Annotated in this window: 15 protein-coding genes and 3 tRNA genes; 7 read left to right on the forward strand and 11 right to left on the reverse strand. The window is 57.3% G+C overall.

Translation table 11 applies throughout. The features are described 5' to 3' along the window. The 6 genes from BM029_RS21885 to BM029_RS21910 all read right to left on the reverse strand — a co-directional run. On the reverse strand, positions 1-247 hold a 247-nt coding region (locus tag BM029_RS21885; RefSeq protein ID WP_170851178.1), incomplete at its 3' end, for a transposase domain-containing protein. 250 nt (positions 248-497) lie between these two features. Further along, positions 498-573 (reverse strand) — tRNA-Glu (locus BM029_RS21890). A 161-nt stretch (positions 574-734) separates the two neighbouring features. Continuing rightward, a tRNA-Glu gene (locus BM029_RS21895) sits at positions 735-810 on the reverse strand. A 51-nt stretch (positions 811-861) separates the two neighbouring features. Further along, positions 862-937: transfer RNA gene (locus BM029_RS21900), tRNA-Ala, on the reverse strand. A 71-nt stretch (positions 938-1008) separates the two neighbouring features. Continuing rightward, complete coding sequence (gltX, locus tag BM029_RS21905) at positions 1009-2439, reverse strand: glutamate--tRNA ligase (RefSeq protein ID WP_170851179.1); 1431 nt, start codon at positions 2437-2439, stop codon at positions 1009-1011. A gap of 110 nt (positions 2440-2549) precedes the next feature. Then, positions 2550-2957, reverse strand: coding sequence for a DUF4399 domain-containing protein (locus tag BM029_RS21910; RefSeq protein WP_092439697.1), 408 nt, complete (start codon positions 2955-2957; stop codon positions 2550-2552). Positions 2958-3039: 82 nt separating this feature from the next. Here BM029_RS21910 and BM029_RS21915 point away from each other — a divergent pair, with 82 nt between their 5' ends. Then, positions 3040-3390, forward strand: coding sequence for a cupin domain-containing protein (locus BM029_RS21915; RefSeq protein WP_092439699.1), 351 nt, complete (start codon positions 3040-3042; stop codon positions 3388-3390). 5 nt (positions 3391-3395) lie between these two features. Here the strand turns inward: BM029_RS21915 and apbC are convergent, their stop codons facing one another. Next, a complete protein-coding gene (apbC, locus tag BM029_RS21920; RefSeq protein ID WP_092439701.1) occupies positions 3396-4484 on the reverse strand; it encodes an iron-sulfur cluster carrier protein ApbC in 1089 nt (362 codons plus the stop codon). Between the two features lie 206 nt (positions 4485-4690). Here apbC and metG point away from each other — a divergent pair, with 206 nt between their 5' ends. Next, positions 4691-6796 (forward strand): methionine--tRNA ligase, encoded by a 2106-nt coding sequence (metG, locus tag BM029_RS21925; RefSeq protein WP_092439703.1) that lies wholly within the window; start codon positions 4691-4693, stop codon positions 6794-6796. 27 nt (positions 6797-6823) lie between these two features. Then, on the forward strand, positions 6824-7303 hold the full coding sequence (locus BM029_RS21930; RefSeq protein ID WP_092439705.1) for a GNAT family N-acetyltransferase: 480 nt from the start codon (positions 6824-6826) through the stop codon (positions 7301-7303). Between the two features lie 7 nt (positions 7304-7310). On the opposite strand, the gene bamE is transcribed toward BM029_RS21930, so the two are convergent. Continuing rightward, a complete protein-coding gene (bamE, locus tag BM029_RS21935) occupies positions 7311-7829 on the reverse strand; it encodes an outer membrane protein assembly factor BamE domain-containing protein (protein WP_092439707.1) in 519 nt (172 codons plus the stop codon). Beyond that, positions 7826-7984 (reverse strand): hypothetical protein, encoded by a 159-nt coding sequence (locus BM029_RS25985; protein WP_170851180.1) that lies wholly within the window; start codon positions 7982-7984, stop codon positions 7826-7828. Before BM029_RS25985 ends, bamE begins: the two co-directional genes overlap by 4 nt. Here BM029_RS25985 and BM029_RS21940 point away from each other — a divergent pair. The 4 genes from BM029_RS21940 to BM029_RS21955 all read left to right on the forward strand — a co-directional run bounded on the left by BM029_RS21940 (position 7983) and on the right by BM029_RS21955 (position 10936). After that, on the forward strand, positions 7983-8192 hold the full coding sequence (locus tag BM029_RS21940; protein ID WP_092439709.1) for a DUF3460 family protein: 210 nt from the start codon (positions 7983-7985) through the stop codon (positions 8190-8192). The two genes, BM029_RS25985 and BM029_RS21940, sit on opposite strands and share 2 nt — an antisense overlap. A gap of 33 nt (positions 8193-8225) precedes the next feature. After that, complete coding sequence (locus BM029_RS21945) at positions 8226-9089, forward strand: segregation and condensation protein A (protein WP_092415997.1); 864 nt, start codon at positions 8226-8228, stop codon at positions 9087-9089. 75 nt (positions 9090-9164) lie between these two features. Continuing rightward, positions 9165-10004, forward strand: a complete 840-nt coding sequence (gene panC / locus BM029_RS21950; RefSeq protein WP_092415998.1) for a pantoate--beta-alanine ligase — start codon at positions 9165-9167, stop codon at positions 10002-10004. A gap of 14 nt (positions 10005-10018) precedes the next feature. Continuing rightward, a complete protein-coding gene (locus tag BM029_RS21955) occupies positions 10019-10936 on the forward strand; it encodes a cobalamin-binding protein (protein ID WP_371329155.1) in 918 nt (305 codons plus the stop codon). Positions 10937-10973: 37 nt separating this feature from the next. Here the strand turns inward: BM029_RS21955 and BM029_RS21960 are convergent, their stop codons facing one another. Together BM029_RS21960 and BM029_RS21965 are read right to left on the reverse strand one after the other, a co-directional pair. Next, entirely contained in the window at positions 10974-11768 is a 795-nt protein-coding gene (locus BM029_RS21960; RefSeq protein ID WP_092439713.1) for an ABC transporter ATP-binding protein, read from the reverse strand. A 10-nt stretch (positions 11769-11778) separates the two neighbouring features. Beyond that, on the reverse strand, positions 11779-12765 hold the full coding sequence (locus tag BM029_RS21965; protein ID WP_244545174.1) for a FecCD family ABC transporter permease: 987 nt from the start codon (positions 12763-12765) through the stop codon (positions 11779-11781). Positions 12766-12872: the final 107 nt, after the last annotated feature.

The following is a 12872-nucleotide window of genomic DNA, read 5'->3' on the forward strand; positions in this document are numbered from 1 at the left end:
CCTGAGAGTCCGGCAACGCCAAGCCGAGATCATCGAGTACTTCACTGATGGACTTGTGACGATATAGCGCCAATGCCACCATGAGCCAGACCACTTGCTCGGCAGGCAGGCGGCGATGGCGGATGCTCGTTGCATCGGTGCGCTGCACGGCCTGTTCAATCCATTCGACAGGCAAATGCTCTCCTAGCCGACGCCAGTCAGGCGCTTCGAGGTGGTTTGCAAGGAAATGGAGAGTGTCATCGAGCATCGACACGCAGGTTAACAGCTGGCCCGAACGTTTACAAGCCCAAAATAAAAATGCCGTCCAGTCTTAACTGAACGGCATTACCGCTTGCGCGGGCTTTTATGTTTTGGCGTCCCCAGGGGGATTCGCCTACATGCCGCAGGCCGCTGAATCGCTTGCAAGCGATTCCCTTCTCATCCCCCGCGTAAGCCGCGCAGGCGGCTTACTTGTGGCCACAAAAACAAAAAGCCCGCTTGCGCGGGCTTTTATGTTTTGGCGTCCCCAGGGGGATTCGAACCCCCGTACTCACCGTGAAAGGGTGATGTCCTAGGCCTCTAGACGATGGGGACAGTAATCTGTCCGTGTTGCTGACCTTTTACTACTTACTCTTACTACTTACAGAAACAATAAAGGCCGCAACAGGCGGCCTTATTGATTGTATCGAATCTGCCTGATATCGAAAATCTGCGATCAATTTCTTATCGCGTACCTGTCGATACCAAGATAATTCTGGCGTCCCCAGGGGGATTCGAACCCCCGTACTCACCGTGAAAGGGTGATGTCCTAGGCCTCTAGACGATGGGGACAATAATCTGTCCGTACTACGTTTCAACCTACTACTGCTTCCAACTATTCGCTGGTGGAGGTAAGCGGGATCGAACCGCTGACCTCTTGCATGCCATGCAAGCGCTCTCCCAGCTGAGCTATACCCCCGTTTGCAGAAGCGAGATTATAGCAAGCTTATTTAGAGCTTGTAAATCCCGATTTGCAGATTTATTGCAGAATTACACCAAGTAAGGGGTTAAACGCGCAATCACTGTGTCCCGACCCAACAATTCGAGCACCGCATCGATTGCCGGCGTCTGCAGTTGCCCTGTCAGCATCAAACGCAATGGCATCGCGATCTGCGGCATCTTCAACGTATGCGCAGCCAATACTTCCTTGATCATCGGCGCCAGGCTTTCCTTGTTCCACTCCACCGTTGCGCAGCGTGCGGCGAAATCAACCAAGGCCGGCTTGACCGCATCGGTAAAGTGTTGCGTCAACAACGCCGCATCCGGCACCGGCTTGCGATAGAACAGCATGGCCGCAACCCCGATCTCATTGACGGTATGGGCGCGCTCTTTCAACAGGCCAATCACTTTTGGCAATGCCGGCGCATTGCTGAAATCAGCACCGTCTTGTTCCATCAACGGCTTGACCAGCGCCGCCAGGCGTTCATTGTCAGCCAGCTTGATGTAGTGATTGTTGATCGACGCCAATTTTTCCGGATTGAATTGCGCCGGCGATTTCGACAAATGATCGAGATCGAACCATGCGCAAAACTGTTCAACGCTGAAAATCTCTTCGTTGCCGTGGCTCCAGCCGAGGCGCGCCAGGTAGTTCAGCATCGCTTCCGGCAAATAACCTTGCGCCGGATAATCCATCACGCTGACCGCGCCGTGGCGCTTCGACAGTTTTTCGCCGTCGGCGCCCAGGATCATCGGCACGTGGCCATACAACGGCAAGGTCGCACCCAACGCCTTCAGGATATTGATCTGACGCGGCGTGTTGTTGACGTGATCGTCGCCGCGGATGACGTGGGTGATTTCCATATCCCAGTCATCCACCACCACGCAGAAATTATAGGTTGGCGTACCATCCGGACGAGCGATCACCAGATCGTCCATTTCGCGATTCGAGATAGTGATGTTGCCCTTGACTACGTCGTCCCAGCTGACTTCGCCTTCCAGCGGATTCTTGAAACGCACCACCGGCTTGCGGTCGGCCGGCACCGGCGGCAAAGTCTTGCCAGGCTCCGGACGCCAGGTACCGTCGTAACGCGGCTTTTCGCCGGCGGCGCGCATGCGCTCGCGCATCGCTTCGACTTCTTCCGGCGACGAATAACAATGATAGGCCGTACCCTCTTGCAGCATTTGCGCGATCACTTCGCGATAACGGTCCATACGCCGCATCTGGTAGAACGGACCTTCGTCGTGCTGCAAACCCAGCCACTGCATGCCGTCGATGATCGCCTGCACGGCTTCCGGCGTCGAGCGTTCCAGATCGGTATCTTCGATGCGCAACACGAAAGTGCCGCCGAAATGGCGTGCAAAGGCCCATGAAAACAGTGCGGTACGCGCGCCGCCCAAGTGCAGGTAGCCGGTCGGGCTAGGGGCAAAACGGGTACGGACAGGCTTGGAAGAAATAGGTGAAGCTGGAGTGCTGACAGTCATGATAAATAAAAACGGCCTTGGATTGCCAAAGCCGCTATCAGGGAAAACCCCATTTTACCGCGTTGCACCAGCGGATGGAACCGCTAGCCGGTAATGGTTCAGGTGAACCGCTATTTGACCGTGATGTTGATGGTTTTACTCATCTCGGGGCCATAAGACTGGTGAGCGCCGTTGGCAAATTGCATGGTCAGCTTGTATTTCCCCGGTGGCAGCGTGACACTGGTTTCAGTTTGACCCTTGCCAAAATGCAAATGCTTGTCATCCACCGGGATCGACTGCCCGGCCGGAATACTGTCTTCATTGATCAGCAGATGGTGGTGGCCGGTGCCTGCCGTCATATCGCCCGCCGGTTTGACTTCCATGCCGCTGACGCCGAACTTGACGGTAAACGGGCTGCTGACTGCCGCGCCATCCACCGGCTCGATGAAGGAAACCGACGCGGCGTGGGCCATCTGCGGCAACAGGCTGGTGCTTAGCAGGGCTGCGGAAAATAGTACGGAAAAAAAGTGTGATTTCATTGTCTTATCCTTTATGTGGGAATTCTGAATAAAATCTGTGCAACGAACCGAGTGCATTAATCAATAATATTAGGAAAACACCATGTTGGCTGACCTCGGCAACGCCCACGGCAATTTATTGACCAAGCTCCCGCCGGATGGTTCGGCCGAAGTGTTCGAACTCCTGCACCAGCGCGCCGGCCTGAAAATCGAGCGCATCGTTTCCAACGGCCAGGCCAGTCCGCCCGGCTTCTGGTACGACAATCCACAGGATGAATGGGTGTTGCTACTCAGCGGCAAGGCCGGATTGACGCTGGAGGGCGCGGCTGATGAACATGTCATGCAGCCGGGCGCCTGGCTCCACATTCCTTCGCATTGCCGCCATCGGATTGAATGGACCGATGCATCGCAGCCTACAATCTGGCTGGCGATACATCATGACGTTGGCAACTAATCGTACTAGTCGTTCTTGATGACAATGGTAGGAAACTTACTGCTCATATCCTTCGCCTTTTCCGCAACCTTGATCGCTACCTTGCGCGCGATCTCTTTATAGATGTGCGCCACCGGGCCGTCAGGCTCGGCCACCACCGTCGGCGTGCCGGAGTCGGTTTGCTGGCGGATCGACATCGTCAGCGGCAATGCGCCGAGGAAATCAACACCGTATTCGCCGCACATCCTGGCGCCGCCGCCTTCACCGAAGATGGCTTCGGCGTGGCCGCAATTCGAGCAGATATGGGTACTCATGTTTTCGACGATGCCAAGGATCGGAATACCGACCTTCTCGAACATTTTCAAACCCTTGCGCGCATCCAGCAAAGCGATGTCCTGCGGCGTAGTGACGATCACGGCGCCGGTGACCGGCACTTTTTGCGACAAGGTCAGCTGGATATCGCCGGTGCCCGGCGGCATGTCGACGATCAGGTAATCCAGATCGCGCCAGTTAGTCTGGTCCAGCAACTGCTGCAAGGCCTGGGTAACGATCGGACCGCGCCACACCATCGGCTCGTCCGGATCGACCATGAAGCCGATACTGGAAACTTGCAAGCCGTGGTTTTCCAGCGGCTCCATGGTTTTGCCATCCTTGGTTTCTGGACGGCCGCTGATTCCCATCATCATCGGTTGCGAAGGGCCGTAGATATCGGCGTCGAGAATCCCGACCTGCGCGCCTTCCGCCGCCAGCGCCAGGGCCAGGTTGACCGCAGTGGTCGACTTACCGACGCCGCCCTTGCCGGACGCCACCGCAATGATGTTCTTGACGTTAGACATAAGCTTGACGCCGCGCTGCACCGCGTGCGATTGTATTTTTGAATAGACATGGGGACTGACCTTGCCGACCCCGTCCAACGCCCCGACCGCAGCCGCGGCGGCATCGCCGATCAAGGCGAACTGGCTCCTGGCCGGATAGTCCAGCTCAACGTCAAACAACACATCTGCGCCTTCCAGCCGGATATTCCTGGCCGACTTGCTGCTGATCAGATCCTTGCCGGTATTCGGGTCGATCACACTGGACAACGCTGCCTTGACCGCTTCAATCGTGATGCTCATTACTTTTCCTCTGCAGGTTCTTTATAAGATGCGGCAAGTCTAAACCAAATCGCGGGTTTTCCGCTGGTGTCGCCCTGACTCAAGCACGATTAGGGTAAGGATTGATGCAAGGATTAGAGCGGATTAGAGCAAGGACTGCCCTGTCACTGCTAAAATCACTGTTTTATTCCAACCAGCAGCGCTTGACGTTGCAAATTCATTGCCAAATGAGCATCATTTTGACTTCAACTCCTCGCCAACTATTCGTTACTACCGCCCTGCCTTACGCCAACGCAGCGTTTCACATCGGCCACATCATGGAATATATCCAGGCCGACATCTGGGTGCGGTTCCAGCGAATGCAGGGCCACGAGGTCAATTTTGTCGGTGCTGACGATGCGCACGGCGCGCCGATCATGATCGCCGCCGAGAAAGCCGGCATCACGCCGCAGGAATTCGTGGCGCAGATCGCTGCTGGCCGCAAGCAATACCTGGACGGCTTCCATATCGCCTTCGATAACTGGCACTCGACCGACGGCCCGGAAAACCACGAACTGTCGCGCGACATCTATCGCAAGCTGAAAGCGGCCGGTTTCATCTCGACCAAGACCATCGAGCAGTTCTTCGACCCGGTCAAGAACATGTTCCTGCCGGACCGCTACATCAAGGGCGAGTGCCCGAAATGCGGCGCCAAGGACCAGTACGGTGATTCCTGCGAAGTCTGCAGCTCGGTGTATGCGCCTACCGATTTGAAGAGCCCCTACTCGACGCTGACCGGCGCGACGCCGGTAATGAAATCGTCGGAACACTTTTTCTTCAAGCTGTCCGATCCGCAATGCGTCGAATTCCTGCGCGGCTGGGCTTTGGGCAACGCTGACGGCAAACCTCGCCTGCAATCCGAAGTCGCCAACAAGGCCAAGGAATGGCTGGAAAGCGACGGCGGCATGGGCGACTGGGATATCAGCCGCGATGCGCCTTATTTCGGGATCGAGATTCCGGATGAGCCGGGCAAGTATTTCTATGTCTGGCTGGATGCGCCGGTCGGCTACCTGGCTTCGCTGAAGAACTATTTCGGCAAAATCGGGCGCGACTACGACGCCTTCATGGCCGATCCGAAGACCGAGCAGTATCACTTCATCGGTAAGGACATTACCTATTTCCATACGCTGTTCTGGCCGGCGATGCTGCACTTCTCCGGCTTGAAAGTGCCGAACAATGTGTTCGTGCATGGCTTCCTGACAGTTTCCGGCGAAAAAATGTCGAAATCGCGCGGCACCGGCATTTCGCCGCTGCGTTATCTCGAACTCGGCATGAATCCGGAATGGATGCGCTACTACATCGCGGCCAAGCTGAGCGCCAAGGTGGAAGATATCGATTTCAATCCGGAAGATTTTGTCGCCCGTGTGAATTCCGATTTGATCGGCAAGTACATCAACATCGCCAGCCGCGCTGCCGGTTTCATCGCCAAGAAATTCGATGGCAAGCTGAGTATGGCCTGGGCGACCGACAGCGATCCGTTCCTGGCCAAACTGCGTGCGGTTGCATCCGATATCCAGGCGCTGTACGACGGCCGCGAATATGGCAAAGCACTGCGCGCAATAATGGAACAAGCTGACGTCATCAACGCTTACGTCGACGCCAACAAGCCGTGGGAACTGGCCAAGGATCCAAGCAAGGAAGCGGCCCTGCATGAAGTCTGCAGCCGCTTGCTGGAAGCGTTCCGGATCCTCACCATTTATCTGAAACCGGTATTGCCGGCGCTGGCAGCGCAGGTTGAAGAATTCCTGCAAATCCAGCCGCTGGTGTGGTCCGATGTGACCCGGCCTTTAGCCGATGGTCATCGCATCAATACCTACTCGCACCTGATGACACGGGTCGAGCCGAAGATGCTGGATGCCTTGTTCGATGCCCCGGTGGCGGCCGCAGCTGCAACTGCTACAGAAGTTGTCGGCACCGAAGACAGCAGCGCCAGCAGTATTGAACCGCTGGCCGCCGAAATCAAGATCGACGATTTCGTGAAGGTCGATTTGCGCATCGCCAAGATCGTCAATTGCGAACACGTGGACGGTTCCGACAAACTGCTGCGACTGACGCTTGACGCCGGCGAAGGCCGCTTGCGCAACGTATTCTCCGGCATCAAGTCTTCCTACCAGCCGGAAGAGCTGATCGGCAAACTGACTGTGCTGGTGGCTAACCTGGCGCCGCGCAAGATGAAATTCGGCATTTCGGAAGGCATGGTGCTGGCTGCTTCGTCGGCTGACGAAAAAGCCAATCCCGGCATCTATGTGCTCAATCCGTGGCCAGGCGCTGAACCTGGCATGCGGGTCAGCTAATCAACTTAGCAACTTAAGCCACGCCAGATGAATCTACAGGTTCGCGAAGCCAGCGCCGACGATGCCGCACTGATCGCCGACCTGACTCGCGCCTGCTGGGCTGAACGGGTCACCGCCAGCTCCAGCGGCCATCACGAACAGACGGAACGGGTACAACTAGACCTGCAACGCGGCGGCGGCTTCGTGCTGTCGCTGGATAACCAGCCGATCGGTTCGGTGCGCTGGCTGCCGTCAGATACCGAAACCGAAGTTTGGGAAATCCTGCGCATGGGGGTGTTGCCGGCGTATCGTGGCCAGGGTTTATCGCAGCATTTGATGGAAGCCCTGATTCATCGCGCACGCAGTGCCGATATTGACGAACTGCGGCTGGCGGTACACGCCGATCAGACCAGAGTGGTCGATTTGTATGCCGTGTTTGAATTCGAACTGGCGCCGGAACTTGAATATACCCGCGCCAATCCGCTGGAAGAACCGCCGCTGGTGATGCGGCGCTGGCTCCGGCGTTAATACCCGGTTAGTGCCCGTACATTTGCGATACCGAAGTACCCGTCACCAGCCCGCTGGTGATATCCATGTGCACATTAAAGAATGCCTGGCTGGCGTCGCTCTGGGTATAGCGCCAGTCCCACACTTCTTCGTTCTTCCGCTTGAACTGCACCACGGTACGTGGCCTGCCTAGCATCTGGCGCACTTCTTCCTTGCGCATGCCGACCTTGATCCTGGCGAAATTCTCTTCGGTCAGAACCTGCTTGTAATCGCTCAGCTTGCCATCCTTGCCTATATAGAACATCCAGGTACGGGCGCCGGCTGGTCCTTTTGGATACTCCAGCGTGCGTTCGCCGTCTTCTTTTTCCCACACGGTATCCGGCTCACCCATGGCATTGCGGACATCGGCCTCCGACGATACCCCGCGATTCAGTTTTTCCAATCCGGCCTCCTGTACGAAATTACCGTTCTGGTCGCAAGCGGCAATGAAAAATGGAGCAAAAAACGGGACAACTACAGTCAAAACTCTGCGTACCCAAGGGTTCATGCTGCCTCCTCTATCCGATAGTAGTCTAAGTATATCGTCATTTTGTTGCCACTTGGATATGTGGCAATACCGGCATCCCAAGATGACAAACCGTTCGGACGGCCCGAAATAGCATAAAATAGCGCTTGATCCCAGCCCATTATCAAAGCACCCATGAAATTTTCCAAACAAATCAACGGTTACCAATCCGACATCACCAAGTTCGTTGCAGAACTCAAGGAAAAGAATCCAAAGCTGGAAGAACAACAGCTGGCCGGCCGCGCCCTGCTGTGGGACAAGACCCCGATTGACCTGGACAGCCAGTTGCGCACCCAGGAATCGCGCGTCGATCAACAGCCGTATGTGTATCAAAACAATCACTAATTCACAATTCACTCAAGATCAGGTAACGATCAGATGAGCCAGAATTCGTCGGATGCTGCCGAACTGACACTAGAAGGCCAACCCGATTCGACACCGAATGTGATCGATGGCGTGGCTTTTGCGCGCCTGTACGGTGAGCCGCTGTTCCGCATGCCGACCGATCTCTACATTCCGCCGGATGCGCTGGAAGTCTTCCTGGAAGCATTCGAAGGCCCGCTCGATCTGCTGCTGTACCTGATCCGCAAACAAAATTTCAACATCCTCGACATCCCGATGGCGCAAGTCACCTTGCAATATCTGGAATACGTCGATCAGATCCGCATCACCAACCTGGAACTGGCCGCCGAATATCTGCTGATGGCAGCCATGCTGATCGAAATCAAATCGCGCATGCTGCTGCCGGTCCGCAAGACCGACAGCGAAGAAGCCGAAGATCCGCGCGCAGAACTGGTGCGGCGCCTGCTGGAATACGAGCAGATGAAGCTGGCGGCGCGCGAGATCGACGCCCTGCCGCAACTCGGTCGCGATTATGTCCGCACCCAGATCTATATCGAGCAAAGCATCGTCACGCGCTGGCCGGAAGTCAACCTGGACGATCTGCAAGCCGCCTGGGCCGATGTCATCAAGCGCGCCAAGCTGACCGCCCACCACACCATCAGCCGCGAAGAATTGTCGGTACGTGAGCACATGACGGGGATTTTGCGGCGCCTGCAATCGTCGCGCTTTGTCGAGTTCGCCGAGTTGTTCGATCCGTCGCGCGGCGTGCCGGTGCTGGTTGTGAATTTCATCGCCATGCTGGAGCTGGCGAAAGAAACGCTGATTGAAATCACCCAGGCCGAACCGTTCGCGCCTATCTATGTACGACTAGCCTACTCGCCCACCTACGCGGCTGCATAAGCGTCGGCTTTGTCAACACACCAAACAAGTGATGCGCCGCATCCCGAACTAAAATAACCGACCTCCGATTTAGACATGAAAATCATTTCCTCGATTGAAGAGCTACGCGATCAACTGCGCGGCCAACTGCGTACCGCTTTTGTCCCGACCATGGGCAATCTGCATGAAGGCCACCTGTCGCTGATGCGCCTGGCGAAGAAACATGGCGACCCTATCGTCGCCTCGATCTTTGTCAATCGCCTGCAGTTCGGCCCCAATGAAGATTTCGACAAGTATCCGCGTACCTTTGCCGCCGACGTCGCCAAGCTGGAAAAAGAAGGCGTCTACGTTCTGTTCGCGCCTACCGAAAAAGACTTGTATCCGGAACCGCAGGAATTCCGCGTACGCCCGCCCGACGATCTTGGCAATACATTGGAAGGTGAATTCCGCCCCGGCTTCTTTACCGGCGTCACCACGGTTGTCCTCAAGCTGTTTTCCTGCGTCCAGCCACGCGTCGCGGTGTTCGGCAAGAAGGATTACCAACAGCTGATGATCGTGCGCAATATGGCAAAACAATTTGCCTTGCCGACTGAAATCATCGCCGCCGAAACCTGGCGCGCCGACGATGGACTGGCGCTCTCCTCGCGCAACATGTATCTGTCTGAAGACGAACGCGCGGAAGCGCCGAGCCTGTTCAAGACGCTCAACCAGGTGGCCGATGAAGTACGCGCCGGCCATCTCGACATTTTCGAACTGGAAAAACAGGCGATGGCGCAACTTGGCAGCCGCGGCTGGAAGCCGGATTACATCTCGATCCGCAAACGCAGCGATCTGCAAGCGCCCGCAGCGGGCGATCTGGCGCAAGGCGAAAAACTGGTGGTACTCGCCGCAGCCAAGCTGGGCACTACGCGCCTGATCGATAATCTGGAAATCTGACCCTGGATGCTACCGTGCAGCGGCCGCAACAGTACCGTCACAACGGACTAGCGCGCATCTGGCTGGCAACGGCCGGAATGGCCGTGCTGGCTTCAGTCGCCGCTGTCGCGAACGCCCAGGGCGTCACGGTACGCGACGATGCCCAGCATAAGGTCGTACTAGCGCAGCCCGCGCATCGCATCGTCAGCCTGGCGCCACATGCGACCGAGTTGCTGTTTGCCGCCGGCGCCGGCGCTTATGTGATCGGCGTCAGCGACTATAGCGACTACCCTCCGGCCGCCAGACAAATACTTTCCGTCGGCAGCAGCAGCGCATTGGATATCGAACGGATTGTAGCTCTCAAGCCGGATCTGGTCGTGGCCTGGAGCAGCGGCAATTCAGCCAGCCAGGTTGCCAGGTTGCGCGCTCTCGGCATTCCGGTTTTTGAAAGCGAACCGCGACAACTGGATGCCGTCGCGTCCTCGCTGGTACGGTTATCTCAACTGGCAGGTACCGAAGATAGCGGCATGGCGGCCGCCGCCTCTTTCAAGGCTCGCCTGGCACAACTTGATGCCACCTACCGACAACGGCCAACTGTGCGTGTGTTCTATCAGATATGGAAAAAACCTCTGATGACGCTCAATGACAGCCATATGGTGACGAACGTGATCCGTTTGTGCGGTGGTGAAAATGTTTTCGGCAAGCTGCCGCAACTAGCACCGACCGTCAGCACGGAAGCGGTGTTGCAAGCCAATCCGGAAGTGATCTTTGCAGCGGATGGCGGCACCTCGCCCGGCGCCAGCTGGCAACGCTTCCCCCAGCTCGCCGCAGTGGCCGGCAACAATCTGTTTACCCTGACTCCCAACTGGATGAGCCGCCCCGGGCCGCGCATCCTGGATGGCGCCGCCGAACTGTGCGAGAAACTGGAGCTGGCGCGCAGCCGGCGCCGGTAGTTTTTTGGCCGCCCCTGCCCTTTAATACAGAAAACCCTTAGGATACGCCGGCAACCGGCATGAACAAACGCCGCGAACCGTTCTCCACCACTTCAAACGGACAGGAAAAAGCGGCCTGCAGGATCTCAGGTTGCAGCACGCTATCCGTACTGCCCTGCCACACCTGGCCATCCCCCAGCAACAACACATGGCTGGCATAACGCGCCACCAGATTGATATCGTGACAGGCGGCGATCACCGCCTTTTGCGGCGGAAGGCGGCGCAATAACTCCATCACGACGATTTGCGCCGCGGCGTCCTGATGGGCGGTAGGTTCATCCAGCATGAATAACAACGGATCCTGCGTCAGCAAGGTAGCCAACGCCACCCGCTGACGCTCACCACCCGACAAGTGCATCACATCGTGGGCGCAGAAAGCAGCCATCCTGACCTGCTCCAGCGCCTGCATTGCCAGCGCCCGGTCTTCTTCCATATCCCAACCGAATCCGAACTGATACGGATGACGACCGGCGATCACCGCGGCCAGCACGCTGCCGGAAAACGCATCGGCCTGTTGCTGTGCCAGCAATCCGCGCAAACGTGCCAGCTGCTGTGCCGAAGTAGACTGGATATCCTCTTCCTGAATCAGCACGCGGCCGCCAGCCGGTCGGTTCAATCCGGCCAGCGTATGCAGCAAAGTGGTTTTCCCGATGCCGTTACGACCGAGCACACACCAGAACTGACCCGGCGCAACTTGCCAGTCAAGCCGGCTGCACAAGACTTTGTGGCCGACGCTGACGCTCAATTGTTCTGTGTTTAATAGTTCAGTATTCAATAATTTTTCAGTGTTCATGCCCGGCTCCTCAAGCCTTGCTGCGCGATAGCAGCCACAGGAATACCGGAACGCCGGCCAGAGCCGTAATCACGCCTACCGGCAACTGGGTCGGCGCCACCACGGTACGCGCCACCAGATCCGCCAGCACCAGCGCAGCACCACCGACCAGCGCACTGGCCGGCAGCAAGATTCGCTGGTCATTACCGACCAGCAGACGTATCGCATGCGGCACCACCAGGCCGATGAAACCAATCGTGCCGGCCACCGTGACCGCTGCTGCAGTCGCCAATGAAGCCGCGCACAAAGTCAGCAGCCGCAAGCGCAGCACCGGCACCCCGAGCAACTGCGCAAAACCTTCGCCCCGCGCCAACAGATTCAACTGCCGCGCATTCAACACGCTCCATACCAGGATCAACAGCAGCAGCGCGGCCGCCGGCAACAGCAGACGCGCATCTTCCAGATCGCCCATCAGCCAGAACAGCATGCCGCGCAACTGGCCATCAGGCGCCAGAGTCAGCACCAGCGTCACGATCGCACCAAAGCCGGCGGCGATCATCACACCGGTCAATATCAGGCGATGGCCGCTGTGCTGGGCTACGCCAGGCAAGCGTCGCAGCGCCTGCTGCGCCAGTCCGAACAACAGCAATACCGCCAGCCCGGCGCCGAGCGCCGCGCCCAATGCAGCGGCAACGTCACCCATGAAACCGAAGTGGCTAGCGATTAATAAAGCGGATAAAGCGCCGGCAGCGGAACCGCCAGACAAACCCAGCACATAAGGATCGGCCAGGGGATTGCGCAGCAATACCTGCATCAACGCCCCCGCCAACGCCAGCAAACCGCCAACCACGAACGCGGTCAGCGCACGCGGCAAGCGCAAGGAAAGATAAATTTGGTCGGCCGCCAAACCGCAACCACTGCTGCCGCAAGACACCGCAAGCGCCAACGCCAATGCTGCGAATAACGCTAAGCAGCACAAGATGGCGATGGCACGGCGCAGGGTGACGATGCTAGTCAAAGGTCTTCTCTTGGTAGGGTGGGCAAGTTTTTTGCCCACGCGTTGCGGGAATCAACGTTACAGGTGATTTTAAGGTCACGCGTGGGCACATGTGCCCACCCTACGTT

The organism is Collimonas sp. OK607, assembly GCF_900111995.1.
Taxonomy (GTDB): Bacteria; Pseudomonadota; Gammaproteobacteria; order Burkholderiales; family Burkholderiaceae_D; genus Collimonas.